We start from the raw sequence: 21632 nt of genomic DNA on the forward strand, positions 1-21632 counted from the left end.
TTCGCTGGGCTTTGCCCGCCGCTTGTGACGCCTTTCATCGAATCGCAACCCTGGAATACCTGCCCTCCATGTTCCCCATCGATTTCTTCTGGCGCGCCGCCCAGCGCTGGCCCGACCGCATCGCCATCGACGCGCCCGAGGGTGCCATCCGCTACGACGCCCTGGCCGCGCGCGTGGCGGCGCTGGCGGCCGGTTTCACCGCGCTCGACCCGGCGCCGCAAAGCCGCGTCGGCATCTGCGCCGGCAACAGCGCCGACCACATCGCCGCGCTGCTGGCCGTGCTGGCCTGCGGCAAGGTCTGGGTGCCGCTCAACCCCAAGAGCACCCGGCACGAAATCCGCCGCATCATCGACGCGACCGAGCCCTCCATCCTGGTGCTCGATGCGGCCTGCGCCGACCTGCTCGACGGCGCGCCCGGGGCCCGCGTGCCGACCGCGGGGCTGGCGGACCTGGCCGCCGTGCACGCCGGTGCGCCGCGCCCCGTGATCGACCTGCCCGCCGATGCCACGCAGGCCATCAAGTTCACGGGCGGTACCACCGGCGCGCCCAAGGGCGTGATGCAGCCCTACCGCGCGTGGATGGCCAACATCGCCAACCAGATCCACGCCTGGGGCTTCGACGAGCACGAGCGCTATATCGTCGCGGCGCCCATCACGCACGGCACCTCCACCTACCTGCTGCCCATCCTGGCGCAGGGTGGCTGCCATGTGGTGCTGGGCGGCGCGGGCGCCGAGGCGGTGCGCACGGCCTTCCGCGAGCGCGGCGGCACGGTGTGCTTCATGCCGCCCACGCTGGTCTACATGCTGATGGCGCTGCCCGGCGCCTCGCGCGCCGACTTTCCGCGCCTGCGCCGGTTGATCTATGGCGGCGCGCCCATGCCGCCCGAGAAGATCCGCCAGGTGCGCGACTTTTTCGGCCCGGTGCTGGGCACCACCTACGGCCAGACCGAGGCGCCGCAGATCCTCACCGTGATGCGGCCCGAGGACTTCGAGGACCCACACAACTGGGCGGCCGTCGGCCGCACCACCTGGTTCAGCGACGTGGCCATCATGGCGCCCGATGGCCGCCTGCTGCCTGCGGGCGAGGTCGGCGAGGTGGTGGCGCGCGGTGACCTGCTGATGAGCGGTTACTGGCGCCTGCCCGAAAAGACTGCCGAGACCCTGGTGGACGGCTGGCTGCACACCGGCGACCGCGGGCTCATCGACGGGCGCGGCTACCTCTACCTCAAGGACCGGCTCAAGGACATGGTGATCACCGGCGGCTTCAACGTCTACCCGGTGGACGTGGAGAACGCCCTGGGCCAGCACCCGGCGGTGCACGAATGCGCCGTGTTCGGCCTGCCCGACGACAAGTGGGGCGAGACCGTGCAGGCCGCCGTGCAGCTGCGCCCCGGCGAGCAGGCCAGCGAGGCCGAGCTGATCGCCTTCGTGCGCGAACGACTGGGCCCGGTGCAGACGCCCAAGCACATCCATTTCCACGAGAGCCTGCCGCGTTCGCCCGTGGGCAAGGTACTCAAGTCCGCTGTGCGCGATGCCGCGTTGGCCGCAACCGCCTGAAGGAACCCACTCCATGACCGCTCCATCCGCTAAGACCCCCGTCACCCGCCTGTGCACCCACACCCTCACCAGCCTGCATTACCGTGATGCGAACCTGGTGGAGGACCTGATGGGCAAGAAAACCTTCACCGAGGTGATGCTGATGCAGATCCTGGGCCGCGCGCCGCGTGGCGTGGACCTGCGCATCACCGACGTGGTGCTCATCGTGCTCATGGAGCACGGCCTCACGCCCAGCGCCATCGCCACACGGCTGATCTACATGAGCGCGCCCGAGAACCTGCAGGGCGCTGTCTCGGCCGGCCTGCTGGCCGTGGGCAGCTCCTTCGTGGGCACCATGGAGAACTGCGCCGGCCTGCTTGACCGCATCTCCGCCGCGGCCGACCCCGAAGCCGAGGCAGCGGCCATTGCGCGCCACTACAAGGGCCTCAAGACCCCCGTGCCCGGCTTTGGCCACCACCTGCACAAGCCGGTGGATCCGCGCGCTTACAAGCTGCTGGAGATGGGCCGCGCCGAGGCGGATCTCCAGGGCGACAGGATCCGCGCGCTGGAGACTCTGTCCAAGGCGGTGAACGAGGTGGCGGGCCGGCCCATCACCATCAACGCCACGGGCGCCGTCGCCGCGCTGCTTGGCGAGATCGGCGTGCCTGCCTCCGTGATGCGCGGCTTTGCCGTGATCTCACGCGCGGCCGGCCTGGTGGCGCACATCGTCGAGGAGCAGCACAGCCCCTCGGGCCGCTTCATCTGGGACACCATCGAGCACGCGATTCCCTTCGTCGGCGGCGCGGGCCAGGAAGGCCAGGCATGAGCGCCCATGAAGGCACGGTGCTCGTCACCGGCGCGAGCCGCGGCATCGGCCGCGCCGTGGCCACGCGGTTGATGGCCGACGGCCTGCATGTCGTGAACTTCGACATCGCTGCGCCCGAGGCCATTTCGGAGCGGGAGACCTTCGTGCAGGTGGACCTGGCCGACGAGGCCGCCCTGCGCGACGCGCTGGCGCGCACCGTGGCCGCGCGGCCCATCACCCGCCTGGTGAACAACGCGGGCATCGTGCGCCCGGCCGGCATCGACACCGCCACCAGTGCCGACCTGCAGGCGGTGATGGCCGTCAACCTGGCGGCCGCCATCGCCTGCGTGCAGGCGCTGCTACCCGCCATGCGCGCGGCGCGCTTTGGCCGCATCGTCAATATCTCGAGCCGCGCTGCGCTGGGAAAGGGCGAGCGCATTGCCTACGCGGCGAGCAAGGCAGCAGTGCACGGCTTCACGCGCACCCTGGCGCTGGAGTTGGGCGCCGACGGCATCACCGCCAATGCCATCGGCCCCGGGCCGATTGCCACCGAACTCTTCGAGCGCGTGAACCCGCCCGGCGCGCCGGCCACGCAGCGCATCCTGGACACCATCCCCGTGCGCCGCATGGGCCAGCCCGAGGAGGTGGCACACCTGGTGGCCTCGCTGCTCGACGCGCGCGCGGGTTTCACCACCGGCCAGGTGGTCTACGTGTGCGGCGGCATGACCGTGGGGCTGGCACCATGAACGCGCCCAAGAATGTTCCACCTGCCCTGCTGCTGGACCTGTCGGGCCGCGTGGTCTTCGTGGCCGGCGGCGGATCGGTCGGCCCGGGCTGGAGCATCGGCCGGGCCGCCTGCGTGACCTATGCGCGCCTGGGCGCCTGCGTCTGCGTGGCCGACCGCGACGCGGCCTCGGCCGAGGAGACCACGGCACTGATCCAGGCCGAGGGCGGTACGGCCGCCACCTTCGTGGGCGACGTGGCGGAGGCAGCGGACGTGAAGCGCCTGTTCGCCGAGGCGCGCGAGCGCTTCGGCGGCGCCATCGATGTGCTGCACCACAACGTGGGCATCGGCAAGACCGGCGGCCCGCTGGAGACCAGCGCCGAAGATTTCGAGCGCATCCACGGCGTGAACGTGGGCAGCCTGCTGCTCGCCTGCCAGGAGGTGCTGCCCGGCATGGTGGAGCGCGGGCGCGGTTCCATCATCACCATCTCGTCCATCGCAGGCATGCGCTACCTGGGCTACCCGCACCTGGCCTATGGCGTGACCAAGGCCGCGGTCACGCATTTCACGCGCATGGTGGCGCAGCAGTACGCGGGCCAGGGCGTGCGCGCCAACACCGTGGTGCCGGGCCTGATCGACACGCCGCGCATCGCGACCACGGTGGCCAGGATGTTCTCGGACACCAGCCTCGACGAAGCCCGCGCCGCGCGCGCCCGCCAGGTGCCCATGGGCCGCATGGGCACGGCCTGGGACGTGGCGCATGCGTGCGCGTTCCTGGCCAGCGATGCCTCGGCCTATGTGACCGGTACCGAGCTGGTGGTGGATGGCGGCATCACGGGCAAGTTCGTGTAGGGCCTGGCTCAAAAGCTGTGCATGACCCCGGCGGAAGCGCCGGTCGCCGTGCGCTGGTTGGTGGCGCCCTGGAAGCCGTTGCGCCAGCGCGTGTGGTCCAGCTCCGCATACACCCGCGTGCGACGCGACAGCTTGTACTCGGCGAAGGCCACCAGGCGGCCATAGCCGTCGTCGGCTGCGGCGGTGCGCGTGCGGTCCACTTTGTAATAGGCGGCGGTCAGGTCCAGCAGCGGCACGGCCGTCCAGGTGGGGCCGGCCGAGAGCACGCGCTGTTCCGTGTAGGTGGCCGCACCGGTCTGCGCCTTGCTGCGCCCGGCATTGGCCGCCAGGCGCAGGCTGCCCCACTGGTACGCAGCGCCCAGCGTGGCGGCATCGAGCGGGCGCAGGTTGGCGTCCTTGAAGGTCTGCCATGCGCCGGACACGGTGAAGCCGCCGCCCGCATACGCCAGGCCCAGGCCGTGCGAGGACAGGGCCGAACTTTGCGATGCCACCTCGCCCACCCCCAGCATGGCGCGCGCCGTGAGGCCGCCAAAGCGGCCCGTGAGCTTGATGGAGTTGTCCAGCCGGTAGGAGCCGGTGCTGGCACCCGCGCTGCCGTACTCGGTGCCCAGGCCATGCTGGCTCAGCGCGGTGACGCCGATGTTCGGGTTGAAGCTGGCGAAGCGCATGGAGAGCGGGTCCACGGGCGAGATCGCATCGGCCAGCAGCGTGGTCTGGCGGCCGAGCGCCACGGTGGCCCAGCCCGCCTGCAGGCCCACCCACGAGGCGCGGTCGAAGTATTTGGCGCTGTTGGCGGGCGCGCCGGTATCGGCATTGAGCCCGCTTTCCAGGTGGAACAGCGCACGCGCGCCGCCGCCCAGGTCCTCGCTGCCGCGCACGCCCCAGCGGCTGGTGGTGTGGATGCCGCTGCCCAGGCTGTGCTGCGAGCCCGGCGCGGGGGCGTTGGCAGCCGTGAGCCCGCTCGCGTGGCGCAAGCCCAGGTCCACCACGCCATAGAGCGTGAGGGCGGAGGACGGGTTGGATGCTGCGGTCTGGGCGAAAGCCGGCGCACAGGCCAGCAGGGCGCAGATGGCGCCGCTTGTCTTCTTCATGCTGTCTCCTCGGATGGAATGTTCTTGTGGGCGGGATCAATCCGCCGTCAACTGGGCCTTCTGCACCACGCCGCGCCACTTGGCCAGTTCCTGGCGCACGGTCTGGGCCAGGGCCTCGGGCGTGCTGCTGTCCACCACGGCGCCCTGCTCTTCGATGCGCCGGGCCACGTCCTTGTCAGCCAGGGCGGTGTTGAGCGCCTTGTTGAGCTGGTCCACCACCGCCTTCGGTGTCTTGCCGGGGGCGAACAGCGCGTACCACTGCGTGATCTCCACACCCTTGATGCCGGCCTCTTCCAGCGTGGGCACGTCGGGCATCAGCGAGGAGCGTTTGGGCCCGGCCAGCGCCAGCGCGCGCAGCTTGCCGTTCTTCACATGCGAAGAGGCCGAGAACAGGCTGGGGAACATCACCTGCGTCTGGTTGGCCATGGTGTCGTTCATCGCGGGGGCCGATCCCCGATAGGGCACATGCGCCATCTGCGCGCCGCTTTCGAGCTTGAACATCTCGGCCGAGAAGTGCGGCGCCGTGCCGTTACCGGCCGACGCGTAGTTGTACGAGGTGGGGCTCGCCTTGGTCAGCGCCACGAACTCGGCCACCGTCTTCGCCGGCACCTTGGGGTTGATGACCATCAGCGTGGGCGAATAGCAGACCATGCCGATGGGCTCGAACTGGGTCACAGGGTCGTAGCGCAGCTTCTGCAGCGCGGGGCTCATGCCGTGCGTGCCGATGTAGCCGAACAGGAGGGTGTGGCCGTCGGGCGTGGCCCGCGCCACGAACTCTGCGGCAATGGCGCCGTTGGCGCCGGCCTTGTTCTCCACGATCACCGACTGGCCCAGCAACTGGGACATCTTTTGCGCCACCACGCGCGCCATGCCGTCGTTGCCGCCGCCGGCGGCCGTGGGCACGACCAGGGTGATGGAGCGCTCGGGAAAGGCGGCGTGTGCCGCCAGCGGTGCCCCTGCCAGCGTGGCGAGGGCCAGAGCCATGGCCAGCGTGTGGCGGCGCGATGGAGATGGGAGTTTGCGAGGGTTCATGGTCTTGTCTCCGTTCATGTCGTTGTGGATGGGTAGCAAGGGAAATCAGTGGTGTTCGGCAGGCTGCTGCGCCACGAACAGCGTGCCCTCCAGGATCTTTCGGGCGGTGCGCACCAGGGCCGCCTGCACCAGCGTGCAATGGCCGTCCACCAGGGCGAGCTCGACCTCCACGTGGATGCGGCCGGCCGGGTGCAGCACCTCCACGCGGCGCGTGCCGGCGCTGGGCGCGCTGCGCGCATCGCTGGCCACGGTGCCGGGCAGCACCAGGGCCGCGGCCACGCCGATGGCCCCGGTCACGGCGTGCGAGCGGTGGCAGCGCCGGGGCGTGAAGTAGCGCGAGACGATGCTGCCGGGCGCCGGCCCGTCGGAGACGATCACCGGTTTGGGCAGCACGCTGCCCGAGACATCGCCCATGCCCATGCGCAGCCCGGCCTCGCAGCGCAGGGCTTCGAGCCGGGCGAGCAGGGCGCTGTCGGCATCGAGCTCGGCGGCGCTCTCGTCGCCGCGCAGGCCCAGGTCGGCCGCGCGCACCAGCACCATCACCTGGGCAGCGTCGATGCAGGTGACTTGCAGGCCGTGAATGGTGTCGATGCGCTGCCCGGTCGGGAAGATCTGGCCGGTGACGGCGCCCCAGGCATCGAGGAAGTTCATCAGCACCGGCGCGGCCGTGCCCTGCACGCCGTCGATGTGCACGTCGCCCTCGTAGTGCACGCGGCCGCCGCGGGTCTGCACCTGCACGTCGATGCGCGAGCGGGTGTTCACGTTGTAGACGCGCACCCGTGTCACGTCGCTGGTGCGGCTGGCCGGCACCAGGCCCTGCTCGATCGCGAAGGGCCCCACGCCGGCCAGCATGTTGCCGCAGTTGGGGCGGGTGTCCACGCGGGCCTCATCCACGCTGACTTGAGCGAACAGGTAGTCCACGTCGCAACCGGCCTGCGCCGAGCGCGAGACGATGGCCACCTTGCTGGTCAGCGAGTTGCCGCCGCCCAGGCCGTCGATCTGCAGTTCGTGCGGCGAACCCAGGGCCGCGATCAGCGTGCGGTCACGCTCCGCCGGGTCTTGCGGCAGCCAGTCGGCCAGGAAGAAGGGGCCTCGGGAGGTGCCGCCACGCATCAGAACGCAAGGAAGGTTGTAGCTCATGGGTCTGCATGGTGCGGCGCCGCGGATTGTTTGTGAATTGCATTGTTGGCAACGATTGATGCATGCCATGCAATAGATGCCGGGCGCTTGTACGTGATCAAATAGCGCCTGTGAATTGCATTGTTGCGAAGCATTGATGCACCGTACGCAATGCACACCACGCACATTCCTGGGGCTATCCACTGGGCTTTCGCCATGCACACCAAATTCGATCTCGCCGACATCCAGGCCTTTGCCGCCGTGGCCGAGCTGCAGAGCTTTCGCGCCGCAGCCGAGTCCATCCACCTGTCGCAGCCGGCCTTCAGCCGCCGCATCGACAAGCTCGAAGAGGCGCTGGGCGTGCGCCTGCTCGACCGCACCACGCGCCGCGTGACGCTCACCGCCGTGGGCCGCGACTTCGCACGCAAGACGCGGCTGTGGCTCGACGACCTCGACGGCATGCTCATGGGCCTGGGCGACGTGGCGGCGCGGCGCATGGGCGAGGTGACCATTGCCTGCGTGCCCTCGGCCGTGTATTACTTTTTGCCGCAGGTGGTCAAGCGCTACCACGAGCGCTTTCCGAAGATCCGCGTCAAGGTGCACGACGCCAGCGCCAACGAGGTGCTGGTGGCCGTGGCCCAGGGCGATGCCGACTTCGGCCTCAATTTCATCGGCAGCCAGGAGGCCGAGATCGAGTTCAAGCCGGTGCTGGCCGAGCGCTTCGTCGCCGCCTGCCGGCGCGACCATGTGCTGGCGCGGCGCAAGAAGGTGACCTGGGCAGAGCTGGGCCAGCACGACTTCATGTCGGTGGGCAAGACCTCGGGCAACCGCCTGCTGATGGACCTGGCGCTGGCCAATGTGCCCGACCGCCCGCAGTGCCTGTACGAGGCCAAGCACGTGACCACCCTGCTCGGCCTGGTCGAGGCCGGGCTGGGCGTGGCGGCCGTGCCGCGCCTGGCCATGCCGGGCAAGGACCACCCCACGCTGGTCAGCATTCCCCTGGTGGACCCGGTGGTCACGCGGCAGATGGGGCTCATCAAGCGCCGCGGGCGCTCCCTGTCACCGGCCGCCCAGCAGCTGTATGACCTGCTGGTGGCTACGCGTTCTTCGCGCCCGCGCAGCGTGCCCGCAGCATAAAAAATACAATCTGGGCAATGACAGCACCAACCAAGCACCGCGTCGTCGTCGGCCTCTCAGGCGGCGTGGACTCGGCCGTCACCGCCCACCTGCTCAAAGAGCAGGGCCATGAGGTGGTCGGCATCTTCATGAAGAACTGGGAAGACGACGACGACAGCGAGTTCTGCTCGTCCAACATCGACTTCGTGGACGCGGCCGCCGTGGCCGACGTGATCGGCATCGAGATCGAGCATGTGAACTTCGCTGCCGACTACAAGGACCGGGTGTTCGCCGAGTTCCTGCGCGAATACCAGGCCGGCCGCACGCCCAACCCCGACGTGCTCTGCAACGCCGAGATCAAGTTCAAGGCCTTCCTGGACCACGCCATGCGCCTGGGCGCCGAGAAGATCGCCACGGGGCATTACGCGCGCGTGCGCCAGAATGCCACCACTGGCCTGTTCGAATTGCTCAAGGGCCTGGACCCGTCCAAGGACCAGAGCTACTTTCTGCACCGCCTGAACCAGGCCCAGCTGTCCAAGACCCTGTTCCCCGTGGGCGAGCTGCACAAGACCGAGGTGCGCCGCATCGCCGAGGAGATCGGCCTGCCCAACGCCAAGAAGAAGGATTCCACCGGCATCTGCTTCATCGGCGAGCGGCCGTTCCGCGAGTTTTTGAACCGCTACATCAGCCATGCGCCCGGCCCCATCCAGGACGACCGGGGCCGTACCCTGGGCAAGCACGTGGGCCTCTCCTTCTACACCCTGGGCCAGCGCCAGGGACTGGGCATCGGTGGCATCAAGGAAAAGGGTGCCCAGCGCGGCGGCGGCGAGCACGAGCCCTGGTTCGTGGCGCGCAAGGACCTGGCCAAGAACACGCTGCGCGTGGTGCAGGGACATGACCACCCCTGGCTGCTGTCGCACGCGCTGACCGCGCAAGACGTGAGCTGGACGGCGGGCCATGCGCCCGCACCGGGCGCCTACGGTTCCAAGACGCGCTATCGCCAGCCGGATGCGCCCTGCACGGTCGTGTCGGCCGATGGCGCAAGCCTGAGCCTGCAGTTCCCCGACGCCCAGTGGGCCGTCACACCCGGCCAGTCGGCCGTGCTTTACGACGGTGACGTGTGCCTCGGCGGCGGCGTCATCGCCAGCGCCACGGAGTAACTAGCGGATCCAGCCCTGCAGCCCATCGCGCTGCAGGCTGGCTTCGAGCAATGCCTGCAGGCGCAGGCCGGCGTGCAAGTCCTCCTCGGTGGTTTCGTAGTGCATGCCGGCGAGGGTCGCGGCGGTGGCCTCGTCCGTGCCGTGCAACTGTGCCACCTGGGTGGCCAGGTCCGCCGTTTCCTGCGGGCGCAGGCCGGTGAAGGCCTGGCGCAGGTCCGGCAGGTGGGCCACGAAGGCCGCGTCGTCCCACTGGCGCACCAGCGTGTCCAGCCCCTGTAGCAGCGCCGGCAGGCGCAGCAGCAGCTCGGGCGCGGCGGTCATCATGCCGCTCAGGAACTGCACCGCCTCCTGCGGCTGGGCGCCGGGGCCGAAGCGCTGGCGCACCACAGCGTCCAGCGCCGCATCGTCCCAGTGGCCGTCCAGGTAGAGCAGCGCGGTGGCGGCGCCGGCCACGCCCGGTGCAACGCCGGCGCCGGTGGCGAAGCGCTGCAGGTGCTCCACGAGCAGGCTGGCATCGATGGCGCTGGCGTCTTCTTCTCCGTCCAGGCTGGCGAGCAGGCGCCCGAGCTCGCGCAGCGAGAGCAGCAGGCGCACTGCCTGCTCCTGCCCATCTGCGGCCATCTGCGCCAGCGGCGGCAGCAGGTACAGGGCGGCGGGCCATACGCGCTGCAGCAGGCCTGCCAACTGCGGGTTCTGCTGCACACCCAGTGGCTCGCGCGCACGCCACAGCGTGACCAGGCGGTGCCCGCATTCCACCACCGAGCCGAGCGAGGCGTCCTCGTCGAGGTGGGCCGAAAGCATGGCCAGCAGCTGCGGCAGCCGCGCGTGCAAGCCCACCAGGCAGGCACGCTGCAGCAGGGCCACGGCGGCACTGGCGCTGCGCCCGCGGCCCTGCTCCGACAGGGCGGTCTCCTCGCGCATGAGGCGCGCCAGGCACACCGCCTCCACGCTCGCGCCGTCGCTGGCCAGCGCGATCAGGCGTGCCTCGACCAGGGGCGACCAGGCGGCGCGCCATTCCTCGAACAGCATGTTCAGCCGGCTGCCGGCGATGAAGTCGGGCCCGGCCACCCACTGCGCCAGGCCCGCATCGAGGTAGGCCATGGCGTGGAAAAAGCGGCTGCGCACGCGGTGCGAGGGCTTGCGGTACAGGTCCAGCCGCACGCCACGCGAGGCACTGTCGTCCAGGCGCACACCGGCCGCCCGGGCCAGGCGGCGCGCATCCTCGATCAGCGGCGGCGAGCCTGCCGAGGGCGGCACGTCGCCGATGCGCGTGCCACCGAGAAAGGCGCGCAGGTCGGCCGTGAAGCCGCGCGTGCCCTCGTCCATAGCGCCCTTGACGAAGCACGAACGGATCGCATCCAGCAGGTCCTGCCGGCCCGGCCCGGCATTGCCACGCAGTTCGGCCAGGCGCACGGCCTGCAGCGCGGCGGCCTGCACCAGTGCGGTGGAGACGGCGTCGGCCTGGTCCTGCGCACGGGTCTGCTGGGCAAAGCGGGTCAGCAGGTCCAGCGCCACCACGGTGAGGGGGTGTACCGCCGTGGCTGCCGGAGCATCGCGCTGTGCCCGGGCTTCCAATGCCTCCCACATCTGCTGGTAGTAGCCCGGCGAGGGCATGCCGGCGCCATAGCCGTTGAGCGCATCGAGCTGTTCGAAGCTGTAGCGGATCAGCCAGGCATCGGGCTCGGTGGCCTTGTTCTTCTTGGCTGTGGCCTTGGCGGGCGCCGCCATGGGCGGGGCCGACTTCCAGCTGCGCAGCAGCTCGGCGGTGTGAAAGCCCCCGGTCACCACCACGATGGGGCCGCTCACCGCGCTGCGCCAGCGGCGGATGTGCGCCGCCATGTGGCGCTCGCGCGGCAGGCTCAGCTCGGCCTCCAGCACCTCGGGCTCGTAGTCCTGCCGGGCCATGGCGCACCAGCTGAACACGTCGGCAAACAGGGTGCGCCAGTCGGCCAGCGCCTCGGGCGTGCGCAGCTCGAACAGCCGGTCCCACAGGTCATGGTGGTCCACGCAGCCGAGCTGGCGCGCCATGGCGTTCAGGTAGCGGCTGTGGGCGAAGTGGCGTTCCTCCATCTGGCTGCGCGCGGTGTCGGGGGCGGTATCGTCCTCTTCGCCGTCCTTGCCGCCGTAGCGGCGTTCCCAGGCCTTGTGGCGCCAGGGCAGGTCGATCAGCGCGATCTGCGCACCCAGGGCCGCACCCTCGCGCACGGCGATCCATTCGGGGCTGTAGTCGCACAGGGGGTAGAAGGAGCTGCTGGTCACGGTGCGCGACCCGGCCGGCTCGGGTTCCGCGTCGGAACCTTCCTCGCCGGGCGCAGGCGGCTCGGCCCGGGCTTCGCGCGTGGCCTGGCACAGCCAGGCCACTGGGGTGCGGGTCAGCGGGTCCTGCAGCAAGGGCAGCAGGGGGTCGAGGTCGTCCGGGCCCTCGATCAGCACGGCCGCCGGGCGCACCTCGCGCAGCAGGTGGCGCAGTGCCCAGGCGCAGGCGGGGCTGTGGTGGCGCACGGGCACGAAGAAGATGCCCTCGTCACCGAGCAGCTGCGGCAGCAAGGCCGCGATCTCTGGTGGCAGGCCCGCAGGCTGGTCTGCGCCCACTGAGTCCACTACTGCCACAGCGACCGCGCCGCGTCGTGAAATGTCTTCCACTGCGGGTCGCGCCGCGCGCGCTCGCGCACCACGGTGTCGAAGTAGTGGCGCACGCGCTTGGCATCGTCGGCACTGTCCTTGAGCACCACGCCCTGCAGCTGGCCGGCGATCTCGCGCGGGGTCAGCTCGCCATCGTTGAAATGGCGCGCCTGCAGGGCAGCCGCATACGCCACGTTCACCGCCTCGGCGGTGGACATCACGGCATCCAGGCCCTTGATGGCCGTGCCCTCCTGCGTCTGGCCCGCGCGCAGCTCCTGGAAGGTGGTGACCAGTAGCGACACCACGTCGCGCGGCACGTTCACCGGGGCCTCTTCGCCGGCCAGCTCGCGCGCGAGCTGGGCCATCACCAGGTCCACCTCGAACTGGTGGTCGCGGATCGGGCGCACGGTCTCGAAGTTGAAGCGCCGCTTGAGCGCGGACGACATCTCGTGCACGCCCCGGTCGCGCAGGTTGGCCGTGGCGATGATGTTGAAACCGCGCTGGGCGAAGAGGCGCGCGTCGTCCCCGAGCTCGGGGATCATGAGCTGCTTGTCGCTCATCAGCGAGATCAGCACGTCCTGGATCTCGGGCGGGCAGCGCGTGATTTCCTCGAAGCGCACCAGCTTGCCCGCGCGCATGGCCTGGTACAGGGGCGAGGGCACCAGTGCGCGCTGGCTCGGGCCCTCGGCCAGCAGCAGGGCGTAGTTCCAGCTGTACTTGATGTGGTCCTCGGTGGTGCCGGCCGTGCCCTGCACCGTGAGGCCCGAGTCGCCGCTGATGGCCGCCGAGAGCAGTTCCGACAGCAGCGACTTGGCCGTGCCCGGCTCGCCCACCAGCATCAGCCCCTGGTGGCCCATGAGCGTGACGATGGCGCGGTCCACCAGCGGGTCGTCGCCAAAGAACTTCTGCGTCACCTGCAGCTTGGCATCGCCCAGGATGAACTGGCGCACCGCACGCGGCGAGAGCTTCCAGCCCGGCGGCCGGGCATGGCTGTCGGCCGCGGCCAGGCGGGCCAGTTCGTCGGCCCAGCGTTGCTCGGGCGCCAGGCGCACGGATTGGTTCGCGGAAGGTGGGGTGGTGCTCATGGTGTCGGTGGAGTGGGCGGCGGTGAGCGCGCTCAGGGAGACGGGCTGCGCGCCCTTCGCAGCTATTTTGAACCAGCTTCAGGCATGCTCCGTAACGATAGTGCCATCGGGTGATGAACGCGCGTCGATCGCATGCTTACAATTTGCCCCTAGCCAGATGTTTCCTTGGGTTCACAAGGGGTCCAGCCATCAACCCCTTTGAAAGGCAACGACCATGGCGACCCACCCCACGACCTTCCTTGCAGCGCTAGCCGCTGCCGCATTGCTGTCGGCCTGTGCCAGCAGCCCCGCCAGTGCCCCGGCAGCCCCCGGCCAGCCGGCGCGCCCCGCAGGCGGCCACGGCCTGCAGGCCTTCCTGGGCAGCTACGACACGAACCGCGACGGCCAGGTCACGCGCGCCGAGTTCGACGCGGTGCGCCTGCAGCGCTTTCGCGCTGCCGACACCAACGGCGACGGCGTGCTGACCGAGGCCGAGTACGTGGCCGAGTTCGAAGGCCGCCTCAAGCGCCAGTACTTCGATGACGGCAAGCAGCCCGACAAGGCTTATGAGAACGGCATCAAGCAGGCGCATGTGCGCTTTTCCATCGTCAACCGTGCGCGCGACGGCCGCTTCACACCGGCGGAAGATGCCGCCATTGCGGACAGGACCTTCAAGGGGCTGGACACCGACGGCGACGGCACCGTCTCCCGCAACGATCCGCCGCGCGCGGCACCCGCCAATGGCGATTGAGGTGGCAGCGATTTCCGCAGCTGCAAACGCAAACACCGGGGCACGCCCCGGTGTTTTTTTGAGGGGGGCCCATCCCGAGAGATGAAGCACCCCCCTGTTTCATATCAGTCGTCGTTCGTTGCCAGGCTGATCAGGATGCGCAGCACGTACCAGAGCATCAGCGCGATCGACGCGAACAGGTGCAGCGCGGCGCCGGCGGGGCGGTCGGTGGGGTAGTCGTGGATGATGCGCGAGGTGTCGTACAGCACGCAGGCGCCAGCGAACAGCACCATGATGCCGGAGAACCAGATACCGAGCTTGAAGCCGAAGATCGCGCCGGCCACGATGGTGCCCAGGGCCACCAGGCCGCCCACCTTGAGGATGCCGCCCAGGAACGAGAAGTCCGACTTGCTGGTGAAGGCCGTCCAGGTCAGCGCTGCCACCATCAGCAGCGTGATGAAGCCTGCCACGCCGATGGCGCCGGGCGCCACGATCTGGGCGATGCCGAACAGGGGCGCGAAGATCAGGCCTTCGGCCAGCACGTAGATGCCGAGGCCCATGAGCTGGGTCTGGGGCTTCTCGGCGTTGTCGGCCAGGTACGAGGCCAGCCAGCCCACCAGCATGAAGGCACCCATCACGCCCAGCCAGATGAACTTGTTGCCACTGGCCATCAGCATCTTGGCCGTGGTGGTGGAAAAGCCGCTCATCATCAGCACGGTCGACAGCACGACGAAGGCCAGGATGGCCGCGCCCAGGTGCTTGTAGGTGGAGACGATGAACTCGCGGCGCTCCATGGGGGAGCCGGACGGGTCTTCAGGGGTCAGGACATTGGTATTCACAAGGTTGCTCCTCGGTTGTGGTTGCTGCTTCTCACACAGGAAGCGGCCTTGCGGGCCGCCTCCTGCCTCTCTCTGACAATGTATGGGGGGTGGTGCCTCAGGCGGCAGCCAGTTCGTCGGCGCGGCGCAGCTTGCGGTTGGACCACACGCCGCCAGCGCCCAGCAGCGTCAGCACGACGGCCAGCACCCAGATGCCGGCGCCGCTGAAGGATTGGGCCGTGGACGCGGCCTCGGCCTGCATGCGCTTGCGGGTGTCGTCATAGCCGATCACGGCCTTGCCGCCGGTGACGACCTCATAGACGATGTCGCTGTCGCTGCTGTCGTACAGCGCGGTGATCTTCTCGTCGATGATGCCGCCCACGATGTCCTTGGGCGTGCTGTGCGCGATGCGCAGCTTGCGCTCCTCGCCACCGGCATCAGGCTTGACGGTGATTTCGTAGTACTGCTTGGTGGAGCGGCGCTTGCGCTTGACCGTGACCTCGCTGGCGCCGGTGACCGTGCCGGCCACCGTCTGCAACTGCTCGCGCGCCGTGTAGGCATGGTCGCCATCGGCCTTCCACTGGCTCCAGATGGCCAGGCCGGCCAGGCCCGGGCCCGCCAGCAGAATGAGCCACGCATAGCCCGTGATGAAAATCAGTATTTTTCGGACAAAACCCGGCATGAAAATTCCTCCCTCGATCATTCACATCCAATGAAATCCCGCACAGCTCATGGGCTGTTGTGCGGTGCAAGGGCCGGATCATCGCGGGAGTCTTCGCGCCAAGATGTCGCAAATTGTGAGAACCGAGAGACCTCACCGGAAAAACGTGAATTCGTTCCGGTTTTCGTCGTGCGATTCAAACAGTTACGGCTTGAAATCCCACTGCAGGCCCTCTTCAGGGGCCCGCAGACAGGCTACCAAGGCATCTTCTTTTCCCAGTCCGCATCGAAGCCGGTGCAGGCCTGGGCGACGGCCAGGTAGTCGGCATAGGCCTCGGCGAGCAGCACGGGCGGCACGCTGGCCAGGGGCAGGGTGTTGTCGCCCCAGCTGCGTGCCTTGCTGTTCTCGAAGCTGAGCGTCTTGAGGGCCGCAGCCACGTTTTCCTCGGGCAGGGTGTTGCCCGAGAACTCGATGGCCACGCGCACGCCCACGCTCGAGAAGTCCTTGGTGTACTCGTAGAAGAAGCCCCCGTCCTCGGCCTGGGCGCGCTGGTACCCGAGCTTGGTGAAGGCGCCGCGCAGGGTGAAGCTGTCGCTGACCCAGCCCTGGCGGTCCTTGATCTCGCTCACGGCCAGGCCCTTGTCGTCGGTGAAGGACAGGGTGGGCGACTGGCGCGACATCTGCGGGAACAGGGGCGCTGTCTTGTAGTCCTTGAAGTGCTTCGTCCACGCGGCGGCCGTGGCAGCATCGACCAGCGAGGCATGGGCCAGCCGCACCTGCGCGCCATCGCCGAGCTCCACCTCGTCGTCCTCGGTGTCGATCAGGCTGCCGTCTTCGGTCGGGCGAAAGCTTTGCAGCACCGCGCCCTCGGCGTCCACCTCCAGCCACACCAGGCGCTGCACCAGGCGCCCCGCCACGGGGTGGCGCTGCAGGTACTCGCGCCACTCGGCCACGGGCCACTGGCGGCCGGTGCACATGGCCTCGAACAGGCGGGCGGTCTGCAGGTCGATCACCTGCTTGAGTTCCTTCTTGCTCGTGGAGAGCAGCGCCTTGGTCTCCTTGGTCTGTGCCGGGTCGTCGTTCTGGCGCGGCTCGGGCAGGGTCTTGATGGCCTTGCCTTCGGGGTTGCGCAGCTCGGGCTTCATCGCCGCGTCGAGCACCATGGTGAAGACGCGCTCGCCATAGGGCAGCGCCAGCGTGCCGGTGTCGTCCAGCCCTGCCGTGGGGATGGTGCGGTCGGCCAGCTGGTCCTGCGTCCAGCCATTGCGGTCGGCGATCTCCTGCACCAGGGCGCGGGCCTTGGTCTGCACCGAGGCCGTGCGGTAGCGGCGCGACAGGCCCAGCATCAGTTGGATCACCACCGGGTCGTTGCCCGGGGCCACGCCTTCGAGCATGGCCTCGATCTGCGAGCGGCGCTGGTAGTGGTCGCGCATGTACTGCTGCAGCAGGGTCACGATCTCGTGGCCCGGTGCAAAGGCCGCCAGCGCCAGGATGCCCTTCTCGCCGATGGCGCTGCCCAGGTACTCGGCCATCTTCTCGCGCTTGCATTCCTCGAACACCTGGTCCTGGGACTTCGCGTAGTTGGCCTCGTAGTACTGGCGGTACTCGGGCTTGGCGTTCTGGTAGCCCTTCTGGTAGGACTGGTAGCGCTGCGGCGCATGGGCCTGGGCGTAGGCAATGCCTTCTTCCAGCGGCGGGTGGCGCGTGTCCTGCGCGATGAACTGGCGCAGCACGCTGCTGCCCAGCGCCTGGCGGCTGGCGGCATCGAGCAGGCCCATGTAGCGCGTGAGCAGGGCGTTGCCACCGGGCTCCTTGAGCTTGCAGGCCAGCACCACCCACCAGCGCAGGATCTCGGACTCCACGGCCGTGCCATCGGCCCAGCGCGCGGTCGGCAGTGCATCCAGCGCGAACCAGGCCAGGCCAGCGGGGGGCTTGGCCTTGAGGCCCTTCTTCGCCTCGGCCAGCAGGATGGTGGGAGCCAGGCGCGGCGAGATGTCTTCGCCCAGGCCTTCCAGTGCCGTGAGGAAGGCAGCGCGCACCGTCTCGCGGCTCTCCTTTTCGAGCGCCTTGGTGAGGGCGGGAATGGCGTCGGCGTATTTCAGCCCGGCCAGCCAGTTTGCGGCCTCGATGCGCACCTCGCTCTTGGTGTGGGTGAGCGACTCCACCACCTGGCGGCCGATGCTCGGCAGGCTGGACAAGGCCTTCTGGGCCATGGGGCGGTGGGTCTTGCCCTCGCCCAGGGCCAGCTCCATCACGCGCGGCAGCCAACGGGCGGGAATGGTCGGAAAGGTGGCCAGCGTGCGCAAGGCCGGCCCGAGCTCCAGCGTGCTCGCATACCGGTCCCCATGGTTCTGCTGCGCCGCCAGGCCCAGGGCCTGGTCGATGAACTCGGGGTGCTCGGCGAAGAAGGGCCACACGCGTTCGGGTGGCAGCAGGTCGGTGGCGCTGGGCGTGTTCCAGTAGTCGAACAGGGCCGTGCGCGCCACTTCGATCAGCGGGGTTCCCGAGCGCTGCAGCAGGTCGGCCAGGGCGCGCAGGTCCACGCTGCCTTGCGGCTGGCCGCCCAGCCATTTGTGGAAGCCGTCGTCGAACCAGAAGCTGCGGTTGTAGCGCGACACGCCCAGCCAGCGGATCAGGTGCGAGGGCCCGAAGGACGGCAGCGCAAACAGGCGGTTGCCATGCGTCACGGCCTGCGCCACCTCGCTGTTGCGCAGCTTCTCCATCTGCTTCTTGTCGAGCTGACCGTTGAGCAGCGCCAGCGCCTGGCGCATGTCGTCCTCGGTCAGCTTGGCCAGGTTGGCATAGCTCTTCTGGCGCCAGTTGTACTTGTGCTTCTGGGTCTTGTTTTCCTCGGCCTCTTCTTCGGCGGCGCGGCGCGCACGTTCGATCACCTCGGTGCGGTTGGCCAGCAGCAGGGCCAGCGCATCCTCGCCCAGCGGGCTGTCGGCAAACGGCGTCCAGGGCGGGGGCTCGGGCAGGTCCTGCTCCTGGGCGCCGCCAGCGGCATCGATGCGGTTGAGCGCCGCGCGGATGGCCTGCTGCACGGGCTTGCTGGCCTCGCTGGCCAGCGCGGCTTCGAGCAGGCCGCGCGTGGCCTCGGCAGGCAGGCGTGCGAGCAGCTCGGCCGCCTGGGTGCGCTGGCTGGTGTCGCCGTCGCTGAGCAGTGCGGCCAGCAGGCGCAGGCGTTCGGCCTCGGCGATTCCCTCCAGGTGGGGCATGGCTTCGGCGCGCACGGTCTTGCTGCCATCAGCGGCCAGGGCCACCAGCAGCGGGGCGAAGGCGGCGCGCAGTTCCTTGTCCGGCCCGATGCGCGAAGCCAGCTGCACGCGGCCCGATGCCGAGAGCTGCTGCGGCAGGGCCTGCGCGGCTTCGGGGCGCGCGCGCATGAAATCGGCCACGGCCGGGTTCTTGACCAGATGGTCCAGGCGGTCCTGGTAGTAGCTGTCCAGCCCCTTGCGCTCGAACACCAGCTGCAGCGCCAGCGCCTCGTCCAGCCCTTCCTCGGCCAGCAGGCGCGCGACGAGGTCGACCGTCCAGGCCGCACGCTCCTTGGCCGGCTCGTGCTTGTTGCTGTTGCCGTCCTTGAAGCTGGCATGCACTGCATCGTTGACCAGGTACTGCAGCCAGTCGGGCACGGGCGCACCGGGGTGCTCCAGCGACTTGCCGGCATCGGCCGCGGCCAGCAGCTTGCCCAGGCGCACCAGCAGGGCCGGCGGCGGCAGGTCTGCCGGCATGCTGGCGTAGAAGCCCGAGCGGCCCGCCAGGCTCTTCTTGCCCGCCGCCTCCAGGGGCTTGTCGTTCCACAGGTTGAAGCCCCAGCGCAGGCGGCCGGGCGAGCCGAGCAACTGGCCAGGCTCCAGCGCATGGGGAGCCTGCAGCTCCAGCAACACGGATTCATGGGTGCCGTCGGCCACGAAGGCCAGGGCCTTGTCTGCCAGGCCCGGGGCCGCCTTGTCCAGCGGCTCCATGGCCTGGCGCAGCAGGTTGCTCTGCGCGGTCGTCAGCCCATTGCCACCCTGGCCCGAGCGGCCCGTCACCGCGCCCACGATCTTGTCCAGCAGTCCCATGCGTCATCCCCTGTGGTCTGAATAGAGCCCCGCATTTTGTCAGCGGGCCATGGCGCTACCGTGGCGCCGGGCCGCGCCAGCGTGCAATTTGCCCGCTTTCAAGGTAATGGCTTGTAACGCCAGGCCAGTGCGCCGCGATGCAGCTATGCCTCGATGGACGGTAGCCCGTCGAGTTCCACCGTGCGCTGGCACAGCTGCTGCAGGCGCAGGGTGCCGGCCGGCTGCGGTGTGGCCAGGTGGTGTTGCAGGGCCGAAGCCACGGTGTGCAAGCCGACCGAGGCGATGCCCGCCAGCGCGGCGGCCAGGCGCTCCGATTGGGTTTCGGTGAGCGGCATGCGCCCGGTGGCGGCCTGGGTCTCCAGCACGTCGAGCACCGGGCCCAGCAGGCGCCGGGCGCGCGTGGGCTGGGTGGCCGCGGGTGCGGCCTGGTCCTTGCGCCATTGCACCAGGCGCAGGATGCGCTGGGCCAGCGGCGTGGGGCGTGCGGCCTCGTTGGCGTAGTCGAGCGACACGGCGTGCACCTGGCCCTTGGCGTCGCTGCTGAGCAGCGACAGCGGCACCAGCAAGGTGGTGGAAGAGGTGCGTTCCACGCGCACCAGCACGGCGTGCACCGGGGCGCTGCGCGCGGCCAGCCGGTCGAGGTTGTCCACGCGCTGCATGCTGGCGTCGCCCACAGGCACGGTCAGGTGCAGCCACAGGCCGTCGGCATCCTGCACGGGCCACAGCAGCTGCTGGTGTGCCTCGTCGAGGATGGGGGCGCGCGTGGCGGCGGGGCGCAGCAGCACCAGCTCGGCGCCATCGCCCGAGAGACCCGTGGCCACGCTCAGCTGCGCCGTGAGCTCGGCCCAGCGACCACAGCCCAGGGTGGCCAAGCGCGCATCGCCGGCCTGCCAGGGCGCCAGCGCCTGCGCCCGGGCCGTGCCGGCCAGGGCCAGCCGGTCATCATCGGCCAGGCGGGGGTTGTCGAGCTGCAGTGGGGCCTGGCACAAAGACTGTGCGGCGCCCACACCGGGCCACACGGCGTGGACGCTCCAGGCGCTGTGGCGCGTGAAGCCGGTGTCGCTGCCATCGGGGCGCGCCAGCACGGCCTGCAGCAGCCGCTGGCCGGTCAGGTCCCAGAAGGCCAGGGTCAGGCCGCGGGCCCCGCCCAGGGTCTGCCACCAATGGGCGCCCAGGGGCAGCAGCGTGAGCGCCGTGGTCTCGTCGAAGCTGCGGCGCAGCTTGCCTCGCAGGGCGGCGGTGCGTTCCTCCGCAGCGGGCCCTTCGGCCGGCGCGCGCAGGGCATCGCACAGCGCCTGGATGCTGGACATCAGCGCCAGCGCGTCGCGTTCCTGCATGCGGTGGTCGCGCCGCACCAGGCCGTCCACCATGCCGCCCAGGTTGCGCAGCAGCGCGGCCAGGCGCGGCAGGCCTTCGCCGCGTGCCGACATGTTGAGCGCCAGCAGCCGTGCCGAGGCCTGCTCGCTCACGTGCGACAGGCCTCCGGTCAGCAGCTCGTGCAGCATGGCTTCCACCTGGGCGAGGAAGGCGCGCTCGCGTTCGCCCAGCGTGGCCGTGGGCTGCGCTGCGGCCGCGGCAGGCGCCATTCCCTCGGGCCAGGGCAGCGGCTCGCCCAGCGCCTCGCGCAGGGCCGCCAGCGCGATCAGGTGCACGGCCTTGCGCTCGCGCGCGGGCACTTCGGACACCATGCCCTCGTAGCCCGCGCCCGCCACATAGCGGCAGGTGGCGGCGAGTTCGGGCAGGTCGATCACCAAGGTACCACCCTGCACGCGCCACTCGATGCCGCAGGGCAGCGCCTGCACGGCGCGGCGCACGGCGGCCACGCCAGCTTGCTTGAACAGCGCGGGGGCTTGCAGTGCGCGCACCTCGGCCAATGGGTCGGCGCTGGGCCCCGGCGCAGGCAGCGGTGTCGCATCCGCCTGGGCATCAGGGGTTGCTGGGGCTCCAGCGGTGGCGGCACCGTGCTCCAGGGCTCGCAGCCACAGCGCCGCGCCCAGGATGTGCTTGCAGATGCCGGGCGCCGGGCAGTCGCACTGCGCCTTCTGCGGGCCCCGGGCGTCGAGCTGCACGCGCTGGCCATCGGCCTCGACCACGCCGCCATCGGCGCCCTGCTCGGCCCATTGCACCTTGCCTGCCTCCACGTCCTTGGCAGCGCGGCGCAGCAGGCCCGCGTTGGCCAGGGCCGTGAGGGTGTCGTCGTCGTAGGCTCGGTAGCCCTCGAACCAGTCGGCCATCG

16 protein-coding genes are annotated in these 21632 nt (G+C 69.8%); 7 read left to right on the forward strand and 9 right to left on the reverse strand.

Annotated elements, in window-relative coordinates; translation table 11 throughout:
- Window positions 1–68: 68 nt before the first annotated feature.
- Genes U5N23_RS00600 through U5N23_RS00615 form a run of 4 tightly spaced genes read left to right on the forward strand, consistent with a single transcriptional unit; the run spans window position 69 to window position 3916 of the window.
- Window positions 69–1556, forward strand: coding sequence for a class I adenylate-forming enzyme family protein (locus tag U5N23_RS00600; protein ID WP_322590937.1), 1488 nt, complete (start codon window positions 69–71; stop codon window positions 1554–1556).
- 13 nt (window positions 1557–1569) lie between these two features.
- Window positions 1570–2361: a citryl-CoA lyase gene (locus U5N23_RS00605; protein WP_322590938.1), complete on the forward strand. Its 792-nt coding sequence runs from the start codon at window positions 1570–1572 to the stop codon at window positions 2359–2361.
- Complete coding sequence (locus tag U5N23_RS00610) at window positions 2358–3086, forward strand: SDR family oxidoreductase (protein ID WP_322590939.1); 729 nt, start codon at window positions 2358–2360, stop codon at window positions 3084–3086. The genes U5N23_RS00605 and U5N23_RS00610 overlap by 4 nt, the downstream gene beginning before the upstream one ends.
- A complete protein-coding gene (locus tag U5N23_RS00615; protein ID WP_322590940.1) occupies window positions 3083–3916 on the forward strand; it encodes an SDR family NAD(P)-dependent oxidoreductase in 834 nt (277 codons plus the stop codon). Before U5N23_RS00610 ends, U5N23_RS00615 begins: the two co-directional genes overlap by 4 nt.
- Window positions 3917–3924: 8 nt before the next feature.
- On the opposite strand, the gene U5N23_RS00620 is transcribed toward U5N23_RS00615, so the two are convergent.
- The 3 genes from U5N23_RS00620 to U5N23_RS00630 are packed head-to-tail and all read right to left on the reverse strand — an operon-like array spanning window position 3925 to window position 7179.
- Window positions 3925–5007, reverse strand: coding sequence for a porin (locus tag U5N23_RS00620; protein ID WP_322590941.1), 1083 nt, complete (start codon window positions 5005–5007; stop codon window positions 3925–3927).
- A 36-nt stretch (window positions 5008–5043) separates the two neighbouring features.
- Window positions 5044–6039 (reverse strand): tripartite tricarboxylate transporter substrate binding protein, encoded by a 996-nt coding sequence (locus U5N23_RS00625; RefSeq protein WP_322590942.1) that lies wholly within the window; start codon window positions 6037–6039, stop codon window positions 5044–5046.
- A gap of 45 nt (window positions 6040–6084) precedes the next feature.
- Complete coding sequence (locus U5N23_RS00630; RefSeq protein WP_322590943.1) at window positions 6085–7179, reverse strand: 4-oxalomesaconate tautomerase; 1095 nt, start codon at window positions 7177–7179, stop codon at window positions 6085–6087.
- 195 nt (window positions 7180–7374) lie between these two features.
- Between U5N23_RS00630 and U5N23_RS00635 the strand changes: the two genes are divergently transcribed.
- Both U5N23_RS00635 and mnmA read left to right on the forward strand, forming a co-directional pair.
- Window positions 7375–8295, forward strand: a complete 921-nt coding sequence (locus tag U5N23_RS00635) for a LysR family transcriptional regulator (RefSeq protein WP_322590944.1) — start codon at window positions 7375–7377, stop codon at window positions 8293–8295.
- Between the two features lie 17 nt (window positions 8296–8312).
- On the forward strand, window positions 8313–9434 hold the full coding sequence (mnmA, locus tag U5N23_RS00640) for a tRNA 2-thiouridine(34) synthase MnmA (protein ID WP_322590945.1): 1122 nt from the start codon (window positions 8313–8315) through the stop codon (window positions 9432–9434).
- On the opposite strand, the gene U5N23_RS00645 is transcribed toward mnmA, so the two are convergent.
- Window positions 9435–12026 carry a DUF5682 family protein gene (locus tag U5N23_RS00645; RefSeq protein WP_322590946.1) on the reverse strand — a complete coding sequence of 864 codons (2592 nt, stop codon included), beginning with the start codon at window positions 12024–12026 and terminating at the stop codon, window positions 9435–9437.
- Between the two features lie 8 nt (window positions 12027–12034).
- Window positions 12035–13141, reverse strand: coding sequence for an AAA family ATPase (locus tag U5N23_RS00650; protein WP_322590947.1), 1107 nt, complete (start codon window positions 13139–13141; stop codon window positions 12035–12037).
- 214 nt (window positions 13142–13355) lie between these two features.
- Here U5N23_RS00650 and U5N23_RS00655 point away from each other — a divergent pair, with 214 nt between their 5' ends.
- Complete coding sequence (locus U5N23_RS00655; RefSeq protein WP_322590948.1) at window positions 13356–13871, forward strand: hypothetical protein; 516 nt, start codon at window positions 13356–13358, stop codon at window positions 13869–13871.
- Window positions 13872–13975: 104 nt separating this feature from the next.
- Here U5N23_RS00655 and U5N23_RS00660 read toward each other — a convergent pair whose 3' ends face one another.
- The 4 genes from U5N23_RS00660 to U5N23_RS00675 form a co-directional block, all read right to left on the reverse strand.
- Window positions 13976–14689 (reverse strand): Bax inhibitor-1 family protein, encoded by a 714-nt coding sequence (locus U5N23_RS00660; RefSeq protein WP_322590949.1) that lies wholly within the window; start codon window positions 14687–14689, stop codon window positions 13976–13978.
- Window positions 14690–14786: 97 nt separating this feature from the next.
- Window positions 14787–15350 carry a hypothetical protein gene (locus tag U5N23_RS00665; protein ID WP_322590950.1) on the reverse strand — a complete coding sequence of 188 codons (564 nt, stop codon included), beginning with the start codon at window positions 15348–15350 and terminating at the stop codon, window positions 14787–14789.
- Between the two features lie 233 nt (window positions 15351–15583).
- On the reverse strand, window positions 15584–19396 hold the full coding sequence (locus tag U5N23_RS00670) for a DUF4132 domain-containing protein (protein WP_322590951.1): 3813 nt from the start codon (window positions 19394–19396) through the stop codon (window positions 15584–15586).
- Between the two features lie 143 nt (window positions 19397–19539).
- Complete coding sequence (locus U5N23_RS00675; protein WP_322590952.1) at window positions 19540–21630, reverse strand: SWIM zinc finger family protein; 2091 nt, start codon at window positions 21628–21630, stop codon at window positions 19540–19542.
- Window positions 21631–21632: the final 2 nt, after the last annotated feature.

This window comes from Acidovorax sp. (assembly GCF_034519795.1).
GTDB lineage: Bacteria > Pseudomonadota > Gammaproteobacteria > Burkholderiales > Burkholderiaceae_C > Acidovorax.

What these genes read in the sequence shown, in the direction of transcription:
- U5N23_RS00655 (WP_322590948.1), top strand. Translation starts at nt 13,356, where the DNA reads ATGGCGACCCACCCCACGACCTTCCTTGCAGCGCTAGCCGCTGCCGCA.
- U5N23_RS00610 (WP_322590939.1), top strand. Translation starts at nt 2,358, where the DNA reads ATGAGCGCCCATGAAGGCACGGTGCTCGTCACCGGCGCGAGCCGCGGC.
- mnmA (WP_322590945.1), top strand. Translation starts at nt 8,313, where the DNA reads ATGACAGCACCAACCAAGCACCGCGTCGTCGTCGGCCTCTCAGGCGGC.
- U5N23_RS00670 (WP_322590951.1), bottom strand. Translation starts at nt 19,396, where the DNA reads ATGGGACTGCTGGACAAGATCGTGGGCGCGGTGACGGGCCGCTCGGGC.
- U5N23_RS00605 (WP_322590938.1), top strand. Translation starts at nt 1,570, where the DNA reads ATGACCGCTCCATCCGCTAAGACCCCCGTCACCCGCCTGTGCACCCAC.
- U5N23_RS00630 (WP_322590943.1), bottom strand. Translation starts at nt 7,179, where the DNA reads ATGAGCTACAACCTTCCTTGCGTTCTGATGCGTGGCGGCACCTCCCGA.
- U5N23_RS00635 (WP_322590944.1), top strand. Translation starts at nt 7,375, where the DNA reads ATGCACACCAAATTCGATCTCGCCGACATCCAGGCCTTTGCCGCCGTG.
- U5N23_RS00650 (WP_322590947.1), bottom strand. Translation starts at nt 13,141, where the DNA reads ATGAGCACCACCCCACCTTCCGCGAACCAATCCGTGCGCCTGGCGCCC.
- U5N23_RS00665 (WP_322590950.1), bottom strand. Translation starts at nt 15,350, where the DNA reads ATGCCGGGTTTTGTCCGAAAAATACTGATTTTCATCACGGGCTATGCG.
- U5N23_RS00615 (WP_322590940.1), top strand. Translation starts at nt 3,083, where the DNA reads ATGAACGCGCCCAAGAATGTTCCACCTGCCCTGCTGCTGGACCTGTCG.
- U5N23_RS00675 (WP_322590952.1), bottom strand. Translation starts at nt 21,630, where the DNA reads ATGGCCGACTGGTTCGAGGGCTACCGAGCCTACGACGACGACACCCTC.
- U5N23_RS00620 (WP_322590941.1), bottom strand. Translation starts at nt 5,007, where the DNA reads ATGAAGAAGACAAGCGGCGCCATCTGCGCCCTGCTGGCCTGTGCGCCG.
- U5N23_RS00600 (WP_322590937.1), top strand. Translation starts at nt 69, where the DNA reads ATGTTCCCCATCGATTTCTTCTGGCGCGCCGCCCAGCGCTGGCCCGAC.
- U5N23_RS00625 (WP_322590942.1), bottom strand. Translation starts at nt 6,039, where the DNA reads ATGAACCCTCGCAAACTCCCATCTCCATCGCGCCGCCACACGCTGGCC.